This window comes from Paraburkholderia sp. SG-MS1, assembly GCF_012275575.1.
Taxonomy (GTDB): Bacteria; Pseudomonadota; Gammaproteobacteria; order Burkholderiales; family Burkholderiaceae; genus Paraburkholderia.
Genome location: NZ_NPIH01000183.1, coordinates 1 through 3912 on the forward strand (window position 1 = coordinate 1; position 3912 = coordinate 3912).

The window sequence follows — 3912 nt, forward strand, 5'->3', positions numbered from 1 at the left end:
CCATAGGCCCGCCCCGCCGTCGTGCGCGACGAGTCGGCCACCACCACCGCGCGATGTTCGAGGATCCGCTCGCGGCCGAGCGGCCCTTCGACAGCCGCAAGCGGATGACGCGGCGACACCGCGAACACCCAGTCCATCACCCCGAGCTCGAACCAGCGCAAGGCGGGAATCGCCGGCGGCTCATTGGTCGCCCCGACGATCAGATCGGCGCGGCCGTCCCGCAACGCTTCCCATGTGCCGCTCAGCACTTCGTGCGTGAAGCGCAACCTGACGCCCGAGCCGAGCGCATCGAATGCGCGCACCACCGGCATCAGCAGGTCGAATTCGAGGATCTCGTCGGTGACCACCCACAGCCGGTCCTCCCAGCCGCTCGCGATCTGCTTCACGCGCTGCGTCATGCGCGCCATGTCGAGCATCAGGCGCGCGGCTTCGTCGGCGAGAAGCTGGCCGGCGGGCGTCAGCTGCAGACGGTAGCGACGCCGGTCGAACAGCAGCGCGTCGAAGCGGGTTTCGAGTTGCCGCGCGGCATGCGACACCGTGGACGGCGCCTTGCCAAGGCGCGCCGCGGCGCGCGACAGGCTGCCGGTCTCGCGAATCGCGTCGAGCAAAGCCAGTTCGTCTTCGGACAACATGTTCCATTCCTTCGAATGAATTTGACGCAACTATGGTAAGGCAAAGCGCTGCAGGGGCGCTCACTATGGCGATACGGCGGTTACAAAGGCCCGAAAATACCCGGCGATGCGCCTTCGAAAAAAGCGCACGAATCACACCCCGCTCTCACCCGACGGCGGGAACTGCCGCGCATCGCGCGGACCGTCGATCTCACGCGCATCAAGCGGCACGACTACGAGAGCCATCGCGGCATCAGTCCGACCGGCATCGTGCCGCTCGGGCCGGTGCAAGTTTTCTCCGCGCCGCATGATCGGGCGCGGCTCGGCGGATCAGCAGCGGGGACTGCCGCTCGCGCGCAACCGCAACTGCAGCTGATGAAGGCGTGACGCCACGAACCCACCGACAGACGCTTTCACGCCCTGCGCTCCCCGCATCGCCCCCAGGCCGTCCGCACAGCCTCATTCACCCGCCGCCCCGCCAGCCGCCTCGAAGATATCCCGCAGCCACTGCGCAAACACCCGCACACGCGACGACAACTGGCGATTCTGCGGATACAGCACCGAAACCGGCATCGGCGGCGGCGGGAAATCCGCGAGGATGACCTTCAGCCGCCCCGCTTCCAGTTCCCCCGCGACCCGGTATTGCGGCACCTGCACGATCCCCAGTCCGGCGAGCGCCGACCCGGCGTACAGCTCGGCGCCCGTCACCGACACCGCCGACGGCAGCACCATCGCGCGATCCCTCCCGTCGATGCAAAACTCGAGCGGCACCGGCTTGCCGGTCGCGCTCGACAGGTAATTCACCGCACGGTGCGTGGACAGCGCCGCCGGATCGGCCGGCTCGCCATATTCCGCGAGATACGCCGGGCTCGCCACGGTCACCTGCGGCAGTTGCGCGACGCGCCGCCCCACCATCGACGAATCCTGCAGATTGCCCGCGCGCAGCACGCAGTCGATCCCCTCACGCACCAGATCGACGAGGCGGTCGTCCTCACCGATCGTCAGTTCGATCTCGGGGTAGCGCGCGAGAAACGCCGGCAGCGCCGGTACGACGAAGTGCCGCGCCAGCGTGCCCTGCAGATTCACCCGCAAGAGCCCCTTGGGCGCGAGATTCGAGAACGAACCCTCGGCCTCTTCCATGTCGGCGATCAGCCGTACGCAGCGGCGGTAATACGCCTCGCCGTCATGCGTGAGCCGCACCGTGCGCGTGGTGCGCTCCAAGAGGCGCGCGCCGAGCCGCTGCTCCATGCGCTTCATCAGATTGGTGACGGTGGCGCGCGGAATCTGCAGGTCGTCCGACGCGCGCGTGAAGCTCTGCCGCTCGGCGATCCGCACGAAAACCCGCATTTCCTCGAAACGATCCATGGTTGGCACCCCGGCGCTCATACGCGGCCGATTATTAAAGTAAATGGAATGATCATACTCGGTCCAACCCGATTATCTCTACTCCTAAAGCGTCCATGATTCACCACACCTGCTCACCCCTCGAAGGAAACGAATCATGAACGCACTCAATAACGCTCAAGTCGCCATCGTGACCGGCGCATCCCGTGGCATCGGCGCGGCGGTCGCGCAACGTCTCGCCAAGGACGGTTTCGCGGTTGCCATCAACTACGCATCGAGCTCGGCCGAAGCCGATGCACGGGTAACCGAACTCACCGCCGCAGGCGCAAAAGCGATCGCGGTGAAAGCGGACGTATCGAACGCCGACGACGTGCGCCGCATGTTCGAAGTCACCGAGCAGCAACTCGGCAAGGTGGACGTGTTGGTCAACAACGCCGGCGCGCTCAAGACGGTGCCGCTCGGCGACACCAGCGACGCACTGTACGACCAGACCTTCGACATCAACGTGCGCGGCACCTTCAATACGCTGCGCGAAGCGGCCGCGCGGATGAACGACGGCGGGCGCATCGTCAACTTCTCGAGCACCACGCTCGCGCTGAACATGCCGGGCTACGCGATCTACAACGCGACCAAGGCGGCCGTCGAAGCCTTCACCCACGTGTTCGCGAAAGAACTGCGCGGCCGCAACATCACCGTCAACGCGGTGGCGCCGGGCCCGATCGCGACGTCGCTGTTCCTCGACGGCAAGACTGAAGAACAGATCCAGAACTTCGCGAAGATGCCGCCGCTGCAACGCCTCGGTCAGCCGGACGATATCGCCTCGGTGGTGGCGTTCCTCGCAAGCGCCGAGGCGGGCTGGGTCAATGGTCAGATCCTGCGCGCGAACGGCGGCCTCGCTTGAGGCGATCGACTCGCTGGGGCGGGGCGTCCGCGACGCATGCGGCAAGCGCGTCGCGAGCGCGCCTCGCGCGGCCTTAGAGGGCACCGCATTTTCAATCGAATTGAACTGAATCGAATCGGAGGAAAAAATGGGCAGGAACGTCATCCTGGTCACGGGCGCCGGCACGGGCATCGGCAAGCTCACGGCCCAATCGCTGGCCGAGGCCGGCCACATCGTCTACGCGACGATGCGCGACGTCGACGGTCGCAACAAGCCGCGCGCCGATGCACTGCGCGCGCTCGCCGATACGCAGAACCTGCAGTTGCATCCGCTCGAACTCGACGTGTTGTCGCAAGACTCGGCCGATGCCGCCGCCGCGACGATCGTGCGCGAGCAAGGTCGACTCGACGCGGTGATGCAGAACGCGGGGCATCTGGTGCTCGGCCCGACCGAAGCGTTCACGCCGGAAGAAATGATGAAGGTGTTCGACACTAACCTGTTCGGCGCGCAGCGCGTGAACCGCGCGGTGCTGCCTTACCTGCGCCAGCAGGAAGCCGGCCTGATGCTGTGGGTCAGCAGTTCGACGACCAAAGGCGGCTTTCCGCCGTTCCTCGGTCCGTATGGCGCGGCGAAGGCCGCGATGGATTCGCTCGCAGTCACGCTGGCGTATGAGATCGCGCGCTTCGGCATTGAAACCTCGATCGTGGTGCCGGGTGCCTTCACGCGCGGCACCGAGCACTTCCCGAGCGCCGGCAAGCCCGCCGATACCGAACGCGCAGCGGCGTATGCACGCTATGACGGCGTGATGGACCGCATCGGCGAACGCCTGTCCGAACTCACGCCGGACGAAGCGACGCCGCAAGCCGTCGCCGATGAGATCGTGCGGATCGTCGCGCTGCCGTCGGGCGAGCGGCCGATGCGCTGGGTCATCGACTTCGTCGGCGACGGCGCACGCGAAGTGCTCGAAGTATCGGAACGCATGCGGATCGAGTTCGCGCGGCGCATGGGTATGGGGGATTTGCTGGAGGCGCGGGTTAAGCGGTAAGTGCCGGGGCGCTGGCGGATTGTGGGGAGGCG

The 3912-nt window shown here is 66.4% G+C and carries 4 protein-coding genes and 1 pseudogene; 3 read left to right on the forward strand and 2 right to left on the reverse strand.

Features of this window, described 5'->3' with window-relative positions; translation table 11 throughout:
- The coding region (locus tag CIC12_RS14165) for a LysR family transcriptional regulator (RefSeq protein WP_168664724.1) at positions 1-632 on the reverse strand (632 nt) is incomplete at its 3' end.
- A 165-nt stretch (positions 633-797) separates the two neighbouring features.
- On the opposite strand from CIC12_RS14165, the pseudogene CIC12_RS33120 reads away from it, so the two are divergent.
- Positions 798-998: pseudogene (locus CIC12_RS33120) on the forward strand (hypothetical protein); the annotation flags it as partial.
- 72 nt (positions 999-1070) lie between these two features.
- Here CIC12_RS33120 and CIC12_RS14170 read toward each other — a convergent pair.
- Positions 1071-1976 (reverse strand): LysR family transcriptional regulator, encoded by a 906-nt coding sequence (locus tag CIC12_RS14170; protein WP_168664725.1) that lies wholly within the window; start codon positions 1974-1976, stop codon positions 1071-1073.
- Positions 1977-2112: 136 nt separating this feature from the next.
- On the opposite strand from CIC12_RS14170, the gene CIC12_RS14175 reads away from it, so the two are divergent.
- Both CIC12_RS14175 and CIC12_RS14180 read left to right on the forward strand, forming a co-directional pair.
- The gene (locus tag CIC12_RS14175; RefSeq protein WP_168664726.1) at positions 2113-2856 is read left to right on the forward strand and encodes an SDR family oxidoreductase; all 744 of its coding nucleotides are present in this window, start codon (positions 2113-2115) and stop codon (positions 2854-2856) included.
- 127 nt (positions 2857-2983) lie between these two features.
- Positions 2984-3880 carry an SDR family oxidoreductase gene (locus tag CIC12_RS14180; RefSeq protein WP_168664727.1) on the forward strand — a complete coding sequence of 299 codons (897 nt, stop codon included), beginning with the start codon at positions 2984-2986 and terminating at the stop codon, positions 3878-3880.
- Positions 3881-3912: the final 32 nt, after the last annotated feature.